Consider the following 13,704-nt stretch of genomic DNA (forward strand, 5'->3'; position numbering starts at 1 on the left):
GGCCGCCAGCAGTGTCGCGACAGCGAAAAACCCGACGCTGCGCATTGCCTTCGCTCCCAAGCCGATGTCATGCCCGCTTGGAAGGCGCCGGACGGCTCGACGGCGCAATCCCGGCGCTCGCGCAAGCGGCACCCGGCGCATTGTTGATAACCCGCGCAAACGCTGCGCGGGTGGTGACAGGGCATGCGGACGTGTTATCGGGGGATGACGCAGTTGCGAGACGGATCGGACACCCATGCGAATTACCCTCGTCGGCTCCCGCCATTTTGGCGTGACCACCCTGAACATGCTCCGGGAGCACAGCGTCTCGGTCGTCCGGGTCGTGGTGGCGGACGCCGACGACCGCCTCGCCGCGGCGGCCAAGGCGGCGGGCATCGAGGTGCAGGTGCAAGCCAATCCCAAGCTGGTGGTGGCCTCCGAGATCGCCCCGGACACCGATCTGATCATCACCGCGCACAGCCATGCCAGGATCGGCAAGGATGCGCTCGCCGCCGCCAGGCTCGGCGGGATCGGCTATCATCCCTCGCTGCTGCCGCGCCACCGCGGCAAGGCCGCGGTGGAATGGACCATCAAGGAAGGCGACCCCATCGCTGGCGGCACGATCTACCATCTGGCCGACCGCATGGATGCCGGCGCGATCGCCGCCCAGGACTGGTGCTTCGTCAAGAAGGGCGAGACCGCACGAGAGCTTTGGGAGCGCGCGCTGGCGCCGCTCGGGCTCAAGCTGCTGGCCGACGTGATCGATTACGCCAAGGTCCACAAGGCGCTACCCGCCAAAGTCCAGGACGAGCAGTTCGCTACCTCCGCGCCGAGCCTCTCCTGAGCCAAGACCCTCTGAGCCAGCCCTCTGAGCCGAAGTCTCCTGGAGCAAGCTCTTTCCGAGTCGTCCTGACGTTTACCCTTAACGTGCGGCGCCCTTGATTCTGCTTCGGAAATTGGAGCCAAAAGCGCAAATAAACCATTGTTCCCAAAGGAACAATTTTCGCTTTGGCATCGCAACAAATTTCCGTCACATTTCGTCCGAATAAGCGTCAACAACTCAGACACATTCAAGGACGAATTCATGCGTTTTGGTCGCATTGCGGTGTTCTGTGCCGCCCCAGTTCTCGCTGGCTCCCTCGCCGCCCCAGCCTTCGCCCAGAATCCCTATGACGGCAATTGGCAAGTCACCATCGTGACCAAGAGCGGTTCGTGCGAGCCGACCGCAAGCTCGATGCTGACGGTTGCCGGCGGCAAGATCACCGCGCCCGGCGCTAACGTTTCCGGCACCATCGGCAGCGGGGGACTTGTGAAAGTTTCGATCAATGGTGCATATGCCAACGGTCAACTCAGCGGCAACGCCGGATCGGGGAAGTGGAATGGAGCATCTGCAGGCATACCGTGCAGCGGGCGGTGGGAAGCATCGCGCCAATAAACTAATTGAGGCTCGCGCCCGGAACCGGCGGCTGCTGATCGCGGCCGCCGTTTTGTTTGGGGCTGGGATCGCCGCGACCGAAAGCAGTGCCCAGTCCGGCCCGTTCGCCCCGCTGGCGGGCAGCTGGAGCGGTAGTGGCACGGTCACGCTGGATGACGGCTCGACCGAGCGGATCCGCTGCCGGGCCAAATACGCTCCGATCGGACCGACCATGGAGATGTCGCTGACCTGCGCCAGCGATGCCTACAAATTCAACCTCGGCGCCAACGTGAAGGCCGAAGGCGGCGCCATTGCAGGCAGTTGGTCCGAGACCAGCCGCAACATCTCCGGTTCGCTACAGGGCCGCGGCAGCGGCGGAAGCTACGAGCTGGTGGCCTCCACCGCGGGCTTCAACGCCAACATCTCTCTCAAGACGTCCGGCAACAAGCAGAACGTCACGATGCGCGCGGACAGTCAGTTCCGCGGCGCGCACATCTCGATGTCGAAATAAGACGCTAGCTCACGCGACAATCGATCCGGCGCCCGCGCCGGATCGATTTTTTTATGGGCCGGGCACGAACGCCGTGACCTCGATCTCGACCTTGGCACGCTCGTCCACGAGGCCTCCGATATAGAGCAGCGTCGAGGGCGGAAAATTGCGGCCGAGCGTTTCCTTCCAGGCCGCGCCAATGCCGGCACCTGCCGCTTCGTACTCGGCGCGGCTGGTCAGGTACCAGGTCAGGCGGACGATGTGCTCGGGGCCGGCACCGGCCTCGCCCAGCAGCTTGACGATCCGCTTCAGCGCCGTCGCGACCTGGGCTGCCATGTCGGGATCGTAACTGCCGGCCTCGTCGCCCCCGGTTTGGCCGGCGAGTACCACCCATCGGCCCGGCCCCTCGGTCGCGACGCCGTGGGAAAAGCCGCGCGGTTTTTTCCACTCGGCCGGCTGCAAGATGCGCATGGGCAATGTCTCCCGATCTTTGTCGTTGTTCGCTGATGCCTTAGCATGCCGCCCAGCATCGCTGCATCCGCAGATTTGGCCGTTGCAAACGGCGGCAATGTCGCCGATACCGGCCGCCCCTCCTCTGTCCATCCCTTTCCGTATCCGCCGCAGATGAGCACCACACCGCCGAAAATGATGGCTGCACTGTGGATGGCCGGCTGGCTGTCGCTGATGCTGATCATGGCAGTGGCCGGGCGCGAGACCACGCGCGAGCTGAATGTTTTTCAGATCATGGAAATGAGGTCGCTGGCCGGCTTCGTCTTGCTCTCACCGATCATCTACCGCGCCGGCGGCTGGAAGGTGCTCAAGACATCGCGGTTGCCGCAGCATGTCGGCCGCAATTTGGTGCACTATGTTGCCCAACTCGGCTGGTTCTTCGCACTGACACTGATCCCGATCGGCCAGGTGGTCGCAATCGAGTTCACCATGCCGATCTGGACGGCCGTCCTCGCGGCGAGCTTCCTGTCCGAGCGGATGACGCCATGGAAGATCGCCGCCATCGTGCTCGGCCTCGTCGGCGTTATCGTCATTGTCCGCCCCTCGACCGGGGAGATCAATCCGGGGCAGCTCATCGCGCTTGGCGCCGCCATGGGATTTGGCGTCGCGATGGCGCTGGTCAAATCGCTGACCCGCACCGAGAGTGCGCTCTCGATCCTGTTCTGGATGCTGGTGGTGCAGTCGGTTGCGGGCTTCATTCCGACGCTGTTGGTCTGGACGTGGCCGTCGCTCTATGTCTGGGGCTGGGTCGGCGTGATCGCCGTCTGCGGCACGTTCTCACATTATTGCCTGGCCAGTGCGATGCGCTACGCTGACGCGACGGTCGTGGTTCCGATGGACTTCCTGCGGGTTCCACTGACTGCAACTGCCGGTTGGCTGTTGTATTCCGAGCGGCTCGACGCCTGGACCGTGCTCGGCGCCGCGCTGATCCTGTTCGGCAATTTACTCAATTTGAAGCCCGCTTCGTCGGTTCCCGCCCGGGCCAGGTGAACCTCGCGCCGTCTCGCGCGACAAAACCAAGTGGCCGTGTGATTTGGATCACGTTGGAGCGACACTCCATCGTGCACATTCGGCCACACAGCAGCGGGTTGAACGCAACGGACTGCCGTTTTGGTGGCGCGAAGTCGGGCACTTCGTGTAGGTTCGTGGCCGATTTGTTGCTGCCTGCAATTCGATTCTGGGGATTTCAGAATGCGCTATCTCACCCTCCTCGCTTCGCTGATGTGCATGGCGCTGTCGATCAGTGCCGCCAAGGCTGACCGCCGCGTCGCCTTCGTCGTCGGCAACGGCTCCTACAAGAACGTCGCGCAATTGCCGAACCCGCCGATCGACGCCAAGGCGATGGCGGCCACGCTGCGCAATGTCGGCTTCGAGGTGATCGAAGGCTCCAATCTCAGCCGCGACCAGATGACCGAGAAGCTGCTTGATTTCGGCCGCAAGGCGCAAGGCTCCGATATCGCGCTGTTCTATTATGCCGGCCACGGCATCGCCGTCAGCGGCACCAATTACCTGCTGCCCGTCGATGCCGACATCAAGTCGGAGATGGACGTCAAGCTGGGCGCCGCCATCAACATCGACCTGACGCTCGAGCAGACCATGGGCGATGCCAAGGTCAAGCTCGTCTTCCTCGACGCCTGCCGGGACAATCCGTTCGCCGCGAAGATCAAGTCGAATTCGGCGACCCGCAGCGTCAACGTCCAGAGCGGCCTCGCCGAGATGAAGTCCGGCGAAGGCACGCTGATCGCGTTCGCCACCGGCCCGGGCCAGACCGCACTCGACGGCCAGGAAGGCAACAACAGCCCGTTCACGCGGGCGTTGATTGACAACATCACCAAGCCCGGCGTCGAGATCCAGCAGGCCATGACGTCGGTGCGCGCTCAGGTCAATGAAGAGACCCGCAAGGGCCAGCTGCCCTGGGGCCACACCAACCTGACCGGCTCCGTCTATCTCAATCAGGCGCCGACCACCCAGGTCGCCGCTGCGGCCCCGACCGCGACCGGCATTGTGCCGGCGGCGACCGGAAGCTCGGACGGTGTCGAGCTCGAATACTGGCGCTCCGTTAAGGAGTCCAACAAGGCCGAGGAGCTCAATGCCTACCTCACCGCTTACCCGAACGGCCAGTTCAAGGCGCTGGCGCTGGCGCGGCTAGCGGCGATCAAGAGCGGCCCCTCGACCGCGACCCGCACGCTCAATGCCGGCGTCGATCCCGCCACCTTCACGGATGAGGCTACCCAAGTGACCGAGGACCAAATCGGTCTCGACAAGAACAAGCGTCGCGACGTGCAGCGTCGACTCACGGCGCTCGGCTTCGACACCAACCAGACCGGCGTCTTCAACGACGAAACGCGGTCCGTGCTCAAGCGCTGGCAGACTGCGCGCGGCTATCCCTCGTCGGGTTATCTCAACAAGAACCAGCACAAGGCCCTGCTCTCGGAAATCGTGGCTGCCCCGGCAACGGCGAGCGACGGCAGCCAGAAGCCGGCTCGGCGCGCCGCCACCGCCCCGGCTCAGAGCAGCGCGCCGGCACCGGCTCCCCAGCCACGCAGCAATCCCGGCGATGCTGCCGGTGCGGCCTTCGTCGGTGGCGTCGTCGGCGGCATGATGGGCGGCATGTTCCGCCGCTGAGAGCGAGACGGATCCCAGACGACAGAAGCCCGGCTCGCGCCGGGCTTTTTCGTTTGTGATCCTCATGGTGAGGAGGCGCGAAGCGCCGTCTCGAACCATGAAGGCGCGCCTCGACCAGCGGGGCCTTCATCCTTCGAGACGCTTGCTTCGCAAGCTCCTCAGGATGAGGAGATACAGCCCATCCGCGAAGTCTACTTCCCCGCCACCTTGCGCAGCGCCTCGTTGATGCGATCCTGCCAGCCGGGACCGCCCTCCTGGAAGAACTCCAGCACGTCCTGGTCGATGCGCAGCGTGACCTGCTCCTTGATGCCGGGCACGGCGTTTTGCTTGGGCGGCGCCGTGGCGACCTTGGCCGTCACCTTCTTGAACGCCGCCTCGGCCTCGGTCCTGGCATCGCCCAGCGTGCGCGGCCGTCTCGGTTGATCCACCATGTCCTAGATTCCCTCAAACAGAGCCGTCGAAAGATACCGCTCGGAGAAGGACGGCACGATCGCCAGGATGGTCTTTCCGGAAGCTTCCGGCCGCTTGCCGATCTCGAGTGCGGCGGCGATCGCGGCGCCCGAGGAGATGCCGCCCGGAATGCCCTCATGCCGCGCCAGCGCGCGCGAGGTCTCGATCGCGGTGGTCGAGTTGATCTTCACGATCTCATCGATCACGGAGCGGTCGAGGATGTCAGGGACGAAGCCGGCACCAATGCCTTGGATCTTGTGCGGAGTATGCTGTCCCCCCGAGAGCACCGGGCTCTCCTCCGGCTCGACCGCGACCACACGCAAGCCCGGCTTGCGCGGCTTGAGTACCTGGCCGACGCCGGTGATCGTGCCGCCGGTGCCGACGCCGGCCACGAAGAAGTCGATGCTGCCGCCGGTGTCGTTCCAGATCTCCTCCGCGGTGGTGCGGCGGTGCACCTCCGGATTGGCGAGGTTCTTGAACTGCTGCGGCATCACTGAATTCGGCGTCGTCTTCAAGAGCTCCTCGGCGGCCGCGATGGCGCCCTTCATGCCCTGCGCCGCCGGCGTCAGCACCAGCTCCGCGCCGAGAAAGGCCAGCATCTTGCGTCGCTCGATCGACATCGATTCCGGCATCACTAGCTTGAGCCGGTAGCCGCGGGAGGCCGCGACGAAGGCGAGCGCAATGCCGGTATTGCCGGAGGTCGGCTCGATCAGCACGGTGTCCGGCTTGACGATGCCCGCCTTCTCCATCGCGATGATCATGGCCGCGCCGATGCGGTCCTTCACGCTCGCGGCAGGATTGAAATATTCAAGTTTTGCCAAAATGGTCGCGTTCACGTCGTGCATGCCGGGCAGCCGGCGCAAGCGCACGATGGGCGTGTTGCCGAAGGCATCGACGATCGAGTCATAGATCCGGCCACGGCCGGGCTGGTGCGCTGCACCCGTGTTGGACGATACGTCCATGATGAACTCCCTGTGGCGACGATCTGCACGTCTGTCGCAGCCCTGCGCAGTTACGGACAGCTTGCGGCGACACGCAAGCGGCAATGCAGCACATGTTAAATACGCTGCATCGCAAAATCGCGTGAGCTTTAATTAGCAGAAAACCAACGCATTTATGTTGCGACCTCGTCAACTGATTCTGCTTATGTTAGACTTAGGTCTCAAAGCAGGGAGGTCACCACGATGTCAGCGGTTGCTGAAGTGATGTCGACCGTAGCGCTAAGGCGTGATCCGCGTTGCAGCGAGTTGCCGACCTGTCCCGTCTGCGCCGACTCCATGGTCGCCGCTGAAGCATCTGCCTACGTCTCGGACCACATCATCAGCTACCTCTGGACTTGCGACAATTGCGGCTACGGCTTCGTGACCAAGCATGCCGTGAAGCGGCGGCTCGTGTGCAACTGAGTTTGGACTGTTGAGCTAGCGCGGGGCGATATCGCCCCTCGCCCAGTCCGCGCGCGTACGCTGATAGAACTCCTCGAAATTTCCTTGCGCGATCGCGTCCCTGATGCCCTGCATCAGGGACTGGTAGTACGCGACATTGATCTCGGACAGCAGCATCGCGCCCAGCGTCTCGCCGGCCTTGACGAGATGATGCAGATAGGCGCGCGCGCAGTTCCGCGTCGACGGCCATGAGCTCTCTTCATCGAGCGGGCGTGGATCGTCGGCATGGCGCGCGTTGCGCAAATTGACCTGGCCGTAGCGCGTGAAGGCGACGCCGTGCCGGCCGTTGCGGGTCGGCATCACGCAGTCGAACATGTCGATGCCGCGCTTCACCGCCTCGAGGATGTCGTCGGGCGTGCCGACGCCCATCAGATAGCGTGGCCGCTGCTTCGGCAGCAGCGGCGCGGTCTCGTCGATCATCGCCAGCATGACCGCCTGCGGTTCGCCGACGGCGAGCCCGCCGATCGCATAGCCATGGAAGCCGATCCCGACCAGGCCTTGCGCGCTCGCATGGCGCAGCTCGGGCACGTCGCCGCCCTGCACGATGCCGAACAGCATGTAGCCATCCGGGGCGCTCGCGAAGGCGCGCTTGCTTCTCTCCGCCCAGCGCAGCGACAATTGCATCGCGCGCTCGATGTCGGCGCGCTCGGCAGGCAACCGTACGCATTCATCCATCTGCATGGCGATGTCGGAGCCGAGCAAACGCTGCACCTCGATCGACCGCTCCGGCGACAGCTCGACCTTGGCGCCGTCGATGTGCGAGCGGAACGTGACGGCGTGCTCGCTGACCTTGCGCAAATCCGCCAGCGACATCACCTGGAAGCCGCCGGAATCGGTCAACATCGGTCCGTTCCAGCCTGTGAACGTCTGCAGGCCGCCGAGCGCCGCGATCCGCTCGGCGCTTGGACGCAGCATCAGATGGTAGGTGTTGCCGAGCACGATGTCGGCGCCGGCATCGCGCACCTCGCGCCAGTGCATGCCCTTCATGGCACCGGCGGTGCCGACCGGCATGAAGGCCGGGGTCCGCACCACGCCATGCGGGGTGGTCAGGCGCCCGGTGCGCGCCGCCCCGTCGGTGGCGAGCAACTCAAAGTGATTGGGAAGGTCATTGTCGGGATTCATGGCGGTGCTTATTGCGTGTCGGAGCAGGCTGATCAACCCGCCGACCGCGCTCGGGCCGGTTTGTGCATCAGACTGGGACACCGACCCACACAAGGATAGTGTGCCCGCGCCCTTGTCAAACGAAACGATACAGTGTAGTTTTGTGCGCGGGGCTGGACGAGATGCCGCGGCGAACTTGCCGGCGGCGGTAGATGCGTGATCGCCAGCCACCGACAATGCCGTACCCTCCGTGTTCGACCGACGCATCCGTCTCCTCGCGTGACCGGATCAGGCAGACTGGCGTCGGCCTGATCGGATCGGTGGTCCTGATCTGCAGCCTGGCGCTCGGCGCCTGCACCGCCCTGCCCCGCACGCCCTACACGGCCGCTGAAGCCAGCGCCTCGCGCGTGCTGGATATCGACGGCCTCCGGCGTTACGCCGACGAGCCGGTCACCAAATTCAGCTTCGATAAAGACAACAGCACTGCGACGAGAACCTATCTGGCGCTGTCCGGCGGCGGCGCTGACGGCGCCTATGGCGTCGGCGTGCTCAACGGCTGGACCGCGGCCCGAACCCGCCCCACCTTCTCGGTCGTCTCGGGCGTCAGCACCGGCGGCCTGATCGCGCCGTTCGCGTTTCTCGGACCGCAATATGACGACACGCTGAAGGAGGTCTACACCAGCGGCATCGCGGAGAGCCTCCTTAACGATCCCAGCATCATGCGCGTGCTGTTCGGATCCGGCCTGTTTGGCAACACCAGGCTGCGCGAGCTCGTCGCACGCTATGTCGGGCCCGAGATCATGGCACAGGTCGCGCGCGAGCACGCCAAGGGCCGCAGGCTGCTCGTGGTGACGACCGACCTCGACACGCAGCGCACCGCGATCTGGGACATGGGCAAGATTGCCGCGGTCGGAACGCCCGAGGCGCTCAAGCTGTTTCGCGACGTGATGGCGGCCTCCGCCAGCATTCCCCTGGTGTTTCCGCCCATCATGATCGATGCCGAAGGCGGGGGCCGCAAGTTTCAGGAGATGCATGTCGATGGCGGCGTGACCGCGCCGGTGCTGACCTTGCCCGAAGCTCTGCTGTTCCAGAGTGGCCGTCTGCCCGGCAATGCGAAGGTGGACATCTACATCCTCGTCAACAAGAAGATCGAACGCAACTTCGAGCTCGTCTCCAACGGCACCATCGACGTCGCCTCGCGCAGCCTGTCGGCGATCACCCAATCGCAGACGCGCTCGATCATCTTCTCGACCTACGATTTCGCCAAGCGCAACCGGCTGGGCTTCCATCTCTCCTACATCGCGCGCGACTATCCTGCGCCGCCGTCGGAAGGGTTCGACACAACCTATATGCGGGCGCTCTACCAGTACGGATACGAGAAGGCTGCATCCGGCCAGGCCTGGACCTCGACGCTGCCGTGATCCCTCGTGACGGAACGAGGCAATACCGAAACCGTTGACGATATGGCCAATTCGGCCAGATTCGCGATGACGCCTCCGCTCCTGCGCGATATAGAGCGAATGACCGATATCACGACCGCGCAGGAATCATTGGGCATGGGATTGACTGCGACCAGGACAAGACCGGCAGCGCCACGGCGCGAGGTGCCGAAATCGCGTGGTGGCCGGCCGACGAAGACCGCTGCGATCGAGCGCGATCTGCGGCTGATCGAGGTCGCCACCCGCCTGTTCCTTGATCGCGGCTTTGATGCGACCTCGCTCGATGCGGTCGCGGAAGCTGCGCGGGTCAGCAAGCCCACCGTCTATTCCCGCTATGGCGACAAGCGCGGCCTGTTCGCGGCCGTGCTGAGGCGCGAGATCGAGCGCTGGCTTGCGCCGCTGTCGGCGGCGGCGGAGACGCAGCTCTCCAGCGCCTCGAACATCCCGGTCGAGCAGCGGCTGGTCGAGATCGGACGCGAGATGCTGACCTTCACCTGCGGCCCGGATGCCGTCGCCTTCAGCCGCATGATGACGGCGCAGGCCATCAACTTCCCCGACGTCGCCAAGCTCGGCAAGGAGGAAGGCTGGCTCAAGGCCGTCGCCACCACGGCGCGCTTCTTCGACCATCTGGTGGCGCAAGGCGCGCTCGATGTCGATGACACCACCATCGCAGCCGAGGTGTTCCTCGACGTCGTCGTCGGTCACACCCACCGCATGGCGACGTTCGGAACGGCGCTGGAGCTAAAGGCTGCCGAGAAGCGCATGCGCGCGGCGATCAAGCTGTTCCTGGCCGGCGCGCTGGGACCTGCCGACCGCGTTCAGGACACCTCGAAACTCGCGCCACGGCGACGCTCCTCCCGCTGACAATTCCGTGAGCTTGCGTGCTTTCCCCAGGGGGCGACGGTGCGGCGTCATTGACCGAAATAAAACGATACGGTATGGTTTAGTTATAAGGCGATGCGGACCGCTTTTTTCACCAGCCCCAAAGGAGGCCCGTATCACCCAGATCGCCGCGGCGGGTACAGCCTGCCGCGGCGCTCCGCGGCCGGCCGATGCCCAAGGCCGGCCGCGAATTCTTTACGATCATCCGGCACACTCGCTGGCCGAGGGTTTCGAGCATGACGACTGCCAAACGATGGACCTCGCACCTGCTTGCGATCGCATTGCCCGCGCTGCTCATCGCTGCGCCGGCACATGCTGTCGTGACCGCGAGCACGCCGACCGCGCTTCACAGCGACACAGATGGTGATGCCGAAGCGGACCGCCAGGCAGTCAGCCGCGAAATAGAGCGATTCCGCAGCTCCTCGATCACGATCAGCCAGGCCATGGCGATTGCCGAAGCCCGCCATGCCGGCGCCACCACCGCCGATGTGAGCTTCGATGGCGGCTCGGGCGTGCCGGTCTACCGGGTGAAGACACTGCACAACGACCGGATCTGGCGCCACACCATCAATGCTGCGACCGGCGAACTGGTCGGCGGGGAAGCGGCCCTACCCCTCACCGAGCTCGACCGCGAGGACCGCAGCAACCTCGCAGCGCTGGGTGCGATCAGGCACCGCCTCTCCGATGCCGTACGCGTCGCCGAGCGCGCCGCCGCAGGCAAGGCCATCAGCGGCGGGCTGGTCCGCGAGCGCGGCCGGCTGAACTTCTCGATCGTCGTCGTCAGCGGCGACGACCTCAAGGAGGTCACCCTGGAGCCGCCTGGCGCCAAGGGGAAATAGCGGGTGCCAAAAGCGGCAGGCTGCCCCCGGCATCGGCCGGGCCGAAAAGCCATTGACGGCCGCAAGACTCTCCCGCATAAGTCGCCGCCATGTTCACGACCACCAAACGCACGACCAAAACCACCACGGCCGAAGGGGCCCGGGGAGGCGTGCGCGCGTAGGTCGTCGACTTAAACGCATCAGCTCTACGGCAAGCCCCGCCCTCGATGGTCCGGGGCTTTTTTGTTGTCTAAATTCTCAATGCAACGGAGGACAAAGTGAGTAACGATCCCGTCGTCGCGATTGTCGGCGTCACCGGTGCGGTGGGCGCCGAATTCATCGCCACCATGGACAAGCGCGGCTTTCGCGTCGGCAAGCTCAAGGCACTGGCGAGCGCCCGCTCGGCCGGCAAGACGGTGTCGTTCCGCGGGCAGAGCGTGGCCATCGAGGAGTTGACCGAGCGCTCCTTCGACGGCGTCGACATCGCGCTGTTCTCCGCCGGCGGCAGCATCTCCAGGAAGTTCGCCCCCATCGCGGTGAAGGCCGGTGCCGTCGTGGTCGACAACTCCTCGGCCTTCCGCATGGACCCGAACGTGCCGCTGGTGATCCCCGAGATCAACGCGAGCCGCATCCGCGACCACAAGGGCATCATCGCCAACCCGAACTGCGCCGCGATCACCGCACTGGTGCCGCTGTGGCCGATCCACCAGCAGAACCGCATCAAGCGCGTGATCATCTCGACCTATCAGGCGGCCAGCGGCGCCGGCGCCGCCGCGATGGAGGAGCTCGTCGAATCCACCCGCGCCAACCTCAACGGGCAGGTCTATACGCCGAAGGTGATGCCGCACCCCTACGCCTTCAACCTGTTCAACCACAACACCGCCATCGACCCCGAGACCGGCTACAACGACGAAGAGACCAAGGTCATCAAGGAGACCCGCAAGATCTTCGAGGACGACAGCATCGCCGTCGGCGTCACCTGCGTGCGCGTGCCGGTGCTGCGCGCCCATTGCGAAGCCATCACCTTCGAATGCGAGAAGCCGATCAGCGAGGACCAGGTCCATGCCGTCATGGCGCGGGCGCCCGGCGTCAAGGTGGTCGACGACCGCGCCAAGAACTACTTCCCGATGCCGATCGACGCCTCGGGCCAGGACGACGTCCTGGTCGGTCGCATCCGCAAGGATCTCAGCGATCCCACCGGCCATTCGATCTCGATGTTCGTGGCAGCCGACCAGCTGCTCAAGGGCGCGGCGCTGAACGCCGTGCAGATCGCCGAGCTGTTGCCGCAGAAGGTGATGGCGTAACGGGAGGTGCATAGGGTGGGTTAGCCTAGCGGATGCGCGAAGCGCGGCCGCTGGGCGTAACCCACCTCTTTCATATCCGCGGAAACAGAAGCGGTGGATTACGCCTGACGGCTAATCCACCCTACGGGACCGCTCGAAACAGCAAACACGCATCGCCATACGAATAGAAGCGATAGCCCTGCGTGATCGCGTGCGCATAGGCCTGCTTCATCGTCGCGAGCCCCGAGAAGGCCGACACCAGCATGAACAGCGTGGACTTCGGGAGGTGGAAATTCGTCATCAGAATATCGATCGCGCGGAAGCGATAGCCGGGCGTGATGAAGATCGACGTCTCGGCGGCGAATGGCTGGATCGTGCCGTCCTCGCGCGCGGCGCTTTCGAGCAGCCGCAATGACGTTGTGCCGACGGCAACGATACGGCCGCCGGTCTTCCGCGCGGCGTTGAGCCGCTCCGCCGTTGCGGCCGAGATCGTGCCCCACTCGGCGTGCATCTTGTGGGCTTCGGTGTCGTCGACCTTCACCGGCAGGAACGTCCCTGCCCCGACATGCAGCGTCACGCGGTTGAGGCCGACGCCGCGGTCGCGCAGCGCCTGCTCCAGCGCGGGCGTGAAATGCAGCCCCGCGGTCGGCGCTGCAACTGCGCCTTCATTCGCCGCGAACATGGTCTGGTAATCAGCGAGGTCCTGATCGTCTGGCGTGCGCTTGGAGGCGATGTAGGGCGGCAGCGGCGGGCTGCCGAGATCGGCGATGGCCTGGTCCAGCGCCGGGCCATGGAACGAGAACGACAGCGTCACCTCGCCCTCGGTGCCCTTGGCCTCGACCTCGGCGTCGAGATGGCCGAGCAGGCAGACCTTGCCGTCGTTGCCGAAGCGGATGCGGTCGCCGGGGGCGAGCTTCTTGGCCGGCTTCACCAGCGCCTGCCAGCGCGAGCCGTCGAGGCGCTTGATCAGCGTCGCCTCGATCTTCGGCTCGGTCTCGCGGCCAATGCGGCGACCCTTCAATTGCGCCGCAATCACCTTGGTGTCGTTGACGACGAGCTGGTCGCCCGGCCTCAGCCATTGCGGCAGGTCGGAAATGATCTGATCGCGCAGCGCGCCATTCTCGACGACCAGCATCCTCGCGGAATCGCGCGGGCTCGCCGGGCGCAGCGCGATGCGCTCGGGCGGCAGATCGAAATCGAAGAGATCGGTGCGCATGAGCAGGCTTGGCGCGACACAGCCAGACCCTCATGGTGAGGAGGCGCTTAGCGCC

The 13,704-nt window shown here is 64.9% G+C and carries 15 protein-coding genes; 10 read left to right on the top strand and 5 right to left on the bottom strand.

Going from position 1 to position 13,704, the window contains the following annotated elements; translation table 11 throughout:
- The first annotated feature begins 235 nt into the window (after positions 1–235).
- From I6F12_RS16720 to I6F12_RS16730, 3 genes are all read left to right on the top strand, one after another.
- On the top strand, positions 236–823 hold the full coding sequence (locus I6F12_RS16720) for a formyltransferase family protein (RefSeq protein WP_036012580.1): 588 nt from the start codon (positions 236–238) through the stop codon (positions 821–823).
- Positions 824–1,063: 240 nt separating this feature from the next.
- The gene (locus I6F12_RS16725) at positions 1,064–1,414 is read left to right on the top strand and encodes a hypothetical protein (RefSeq protein WP_225157008.1); all 351 of its coding nucleotides are present in this window, start codon (positions 1,064–1,066) and stop codon (positions 1,412–1,414) included.
- Entirely contained in the window at positions 1,359–1,904 is a 546-nt protein-coding gene (locus I6F12_RS16730) for a hypothetical protein (RefSeq protein WP_225143496.1), read from the top strand. The genes I6F12_RS16725 and I6F12_RS16730 overlap by 56 nt, the downstream gene beginning before the upstream one ends.
- A gap of 51 nt (positions 1,905–1,955) precedes the next feature.
- On the opposite strand, the gene I6F12_RS16735 is transcribed toward I6F12_RS16730, so the two are convergent.
- Positions 1,956–2,354, bottom strand: coding sequence for a RidA family protein (locus tag I6F12_RS16735; protein WP_225139970.1), 399 nt, complete (start codon positions 2,352–2,354; stop codon positions 1,956–1,958).
- Between the two features lie 153 nt (positions 2,355–2,507).
- Here I6F12_RS16735 and I6F12_RS16740 point away from each other — a divergent pair, with 153 nt between their 5' ends.
- Both I6F12_RS16740 and I6F12_RS16745 read left to right on the top strand, forming a co-directional pair.
- Positions 2,508–3,383 carry a DMT family transporter gene (locus tag I6F12_RS16740; protein ID WP_225157009.1) on the top strand — a complete coding sequence of 292 codons (876 nt, stop codon included), beginning with the start codon at positions 2,508–2,510 and terminating at the stop codon, positions 3,381–3,383.
- Positions 3,384–3,584: 201 nt separating this feature from the next.
- Positions 3,585–5,018, top strand: coding sequence for a caspase family protein (locus tag I6F12_RS16745; RefSeq protein WP_057029251.1), 1,434 nt, complete (start codon positions 3,585–3,587; stop codon positions 5,016–5,018).
- A gap of 191 nt (positions 5,019–5,209) precedes the next feature.
- Here the strand turns inward: I6F12_RS16745 and I6F12_RS16750 are convergent, their stop codons facing one another.
- Entirely contained in the window at positions 5,210–5,449 is a 240-nt protein-coding gene (locus tag I6F12_RS16750; protein WP_225156860.1) for a BrnA antitoxin family protein, read from the bottom strand.
- Between the two features lie 3 nt (positions 5,450–5,452).
- Positions 5,453–6,430, bottom strand: a complete 978-nt coding sequence (cysK, locus tag I6F12_RS16755) for a cysteine synthase A (protein WP_036012610.1) — start codon at positions 6,428–6,430, stop codon at positions 5,453–5,455.
- A 222-nt stretch (positions 6,431–6,652) separates the two neighbouring features.
- Here cysK and I6F12_RS16760 point away from each other — a divergent pair, with 222 nt between their 5' ends.
- Complete coding sequence (locus I6F12_RS16760) at positions 6,653–6,871, top strand: hypothetical protein (RefSeq protein WP_036028144.1); 219 nt, start codon at positions 6,653–6,655, stop codon at positions 6,869–6,871.
- A gap of 15 nt (positions 6,872–6,886) precedes the next feature.
- Here I6F12_RS16760 and tgt read toward each other — a convergent pair whose 3' ends face one another.
- Positions 6,887–8,032, bottom strand: coding sequence for a tRNA guanosine(34) transglycosylase Tgt (gene tgt, locus I6F12_RS16765; protein WP_036028145.1), 1,146 nt, complete (start codon positions 8,030–8,032; stop codon positions 6,887–6,889).
- A gap of 215 nt (positions 8,033–8,247) precedes the next feature.
- Between tgt and I6F12_RS16770 the strand changes: the two genes are divergently transcribed.
- The 4 genes from I6F12_RS16770 (at position 8,248) to I6F12_RS16785 (ending at position 12,454) form a co-directional block, all read left to right on the top strand.
- A complete protein-coding gene (locus I6F12_RS16770; protein ID WP_225156861.1) occupies positions 8,248–9,432 on the top strand; it encodes a patatin-like phospholipase family protein in 1,185 nt (394 codons plus the stop codon).
- Between the two features lie 135 nt (positions 9,433–9,567).
- Complete coding sequence (locus tag I6F12_RS16775) at positions 9,568–10,314, top strand: TetR/AcrR family transcriptional regulator (protein WP_036012628.1); 747 nt, start codon at positions 9,568–9,570, stop codon at positions 10,312–10,314.
- A 254-nt stretch (positions 10,315–10,568) separates the two neighbouring features.
- Positions 10,569–11,171, top strand: coding sequence for a PepSY domain-containing protein (locus I6F12_RS16780; RefSeq protein ID WP_225133667.1), 603 nt, complete (start codon positions 10,569–10,571; stop codon positions 11,169–11,171).
- 257 nt (positions 11,172–11,428) lie between these two features.
- Positions 11,429–12,454, top strand: a complete 1,026-nt coding sequence (locus tag I6F12_RS16785; RefSeq protein WP_225156862.1) for an aspartate-semialdehyde dehydrogenase — start codon at positions 11,429–11,431, stop codon at positions 12,452–12,454.
- Positions 12,455–12,575: 121 nt separating this feature from the next.
- On the opposite strand, the gene queA is transcribed toward I6F12_RS16785, so the two are convergent.
- The gene (gene queA, locus I6F12_RS16790; RefSeq protein ID WP_225156863.1) at positions 12,576–13,649 is read right to left on the bottom strand and encodes a tRNA preQ1(34) S-adenosylmethionine ribosyltransferase-isomerase QueA; all 1,074 of its coding nucleotides are present in this window, start codon (positions 13,647–13,649) and stop codon (positions 12,576–12,578) included.
- Between the last annotated feature and the right edge of the window lie 55 nt (positions 13,650–13,704).

This window comes from Bradyrhizobium sp. IC4059 (genome assembly GCF_020193615.1).
Classification (GTDB): domain Bacteria; phylum Pseudomonadota; class Alphaproteobacteria; order Rhizobiales; family Xanthobacteraceae; genus Bradyrhizobium; species Bradyrhizobium yuanmingense.

Excerpts from the sequence above, each read along its gene's own strand:
- I6F12_RS16750 (WP_225156860.1), bottom strand. The coding sequence starts at position 5,449 with ATGGTGGATCAACCGAGACGGCCGCGCACGCTGGGCGATGCCAGGACC.
- I6F12_RS16720 (WP_036012580.1), top strand. The coding sequence starts at position 236 with ATGCGAATTACCCTCGTCGGCTCCCGCCATTTTGGCGTGACCACCCTG.
- tgt (WP_036028145.1), bottom strand. The coding sequence starts at position 8,032 with ATGAATCCCGACAATGACCTTCCCAATCACTTTGAGTTGCTCGCCACC.
- I6F12_RS16775 (WP_036012628.1), top strand. The coding sequence starts at position 9,568 with ATGGGATTGACTGCGACCAGGACAAGACCGGCAGCGCCACGGCGCGAG.
- I6F12_RS16770 (WP_225156861.1), top strand. The coding sequence starts at position 8,248 with ATGCCGTACCCTCCGTGTTCGACCGACGCATCCGTCTCCTCGCGTGAC.
- I6F12_RS16740 (WP_225157009.1), top strand. The coding sequence starts at position 2,508 with ATGAGCACCACACCGCCGAAAATGATGGCTGCACTGTGGATGGCCGGC.
- I6F12_RS16730 (WP_225143496.1), top strand. The coding sequence starts at position 1,359 with ATGGAGCATCTGCAGGCATACCGTGCAGCGGGCGGTGGGAAGCATCGC.
- I6F12_RS16780 (WP_225133667.1), top strand. The coding sequence starts at position 10,569 with ATGACGACTGCCAAACGATGGACCTCGCACCTGCTTGCGATCGCATTG.
- I6F12_RS16735 (WP_225139970.1), bottom strand. The coding sequence starts at position 2,354 with ATGCGCATCTTGCAGCCGGCCGAGTGGAAAAAACCGCGCGGCTTTTCC.
- I6F12_RS16725 (WP_225157008.1), top strand. The coding sequence starts at position 1,064 with ATGCGTTTTGGTCGCATTGCGGTGTTCTGTGCCGCCCCAGTTCTCGCT.
- cysK (WP_036012610.1), bottom strand. The coding sequence starts at position 6,430 with ATGGACGTATCGTCCAACACGGGTGCAGCGCACCAGCCCGGCCGTGGC.
- I6F12_RS16760 (WP_036028144.1), top strand. The coding sequence starts at position 6,653 with ATGTCAGCGGTTGCTGAAGTGATGTCGACCGTAGCGCTAAGGCGTGAT.
- queA (WP_225156863.1), bottom strand. The coding sequence starts at position 13,649 with ATGCGCACCGATCTCTTCGATTTCGATCTGCCGCCCGAGCGCATCGCG.
- I6F12_RS16745 (WP_057029251.1), top strand. The coding sequence starts at position 3,585 with ATGCGCTATCTCACCCTCCTCGCTTCGCTGATGTGCATGGCGCTGTCG.